Raw genomic sequence first — 649 nt, forward strand, 5'->3', positions numbered from 1 at the left:
AACAATTGCTGCGGTGTAAATCCTGCATTTGCCAGCTCTTTAGCATCAAAGCCCGCCGCTTTCAGCGCTGCCGCATTACACCCATTTAATTCATGAATTTGCGCGGCTGATACCCCTTGTGCACGCAACGCACTCAATTTTGCCGGGTCACATCCCGCGGCGCGAATAGCATCAGCACTGACTGCTTGAGCCGCCCGTACTTCGGCAGGGGTAAACCCGGCATCGAGCAATTGCTGCGGCGTAAAACCCGCAGCCGTCAAATCTCTGGCATTGAAACCCGCGGCTTTAAGCGCTGCCGCACTACATCCATTTAACTCACGAATACGTTTGGCTGAATAGCCTTGTTCTCTTAAAGCCCGTAATTTAGTCGGATCGCAACCAGCCGCACGAATGGCTGCATCACTGGCTTGCTGGGCAGCACTTATTTCTGACGGGGTAAACCCAGCCGCCGCCAGTTCCTGGGGTGTAAAACCAGCATCCGTCAGTTGTCTCGCATTAAATCCAGCCGCCTTGAGGGCCGCCGCACTGCATCCGTTTAATTCATGAATCTGGGTTGCTGATACCCCTTGCGCACGCAACGCACTCAATTTTGTCGGATCGCATCCCGCTGCGCGAATGGCTGCATCACTGACTCCTTGAGCCGCCCGTA

The 649-nt window shown here is 54.7% G+C and carries 1 pseudogene; it reads right to left on the minus strand.

The annotated features are described in order from the left end of the window. Positions 1-649, minus strand: a pseudogene (locus E1O52_RS13245) (type IVB secretion system protein DotG/IcmE); the annotation flags it as partial.

Origin of the sequence: Legionella nagasakiensis, from assembly GCF_900639915.1 — a bacterium.
In the GTDB taxonomy this organism is placed as follows: domain Bacteria; phylum Pseudomonadota; class Gammaproteobacteria; order Legionellales; family Legionellaceae; genus Legionella_A; species Legionella_A nagasakiensis.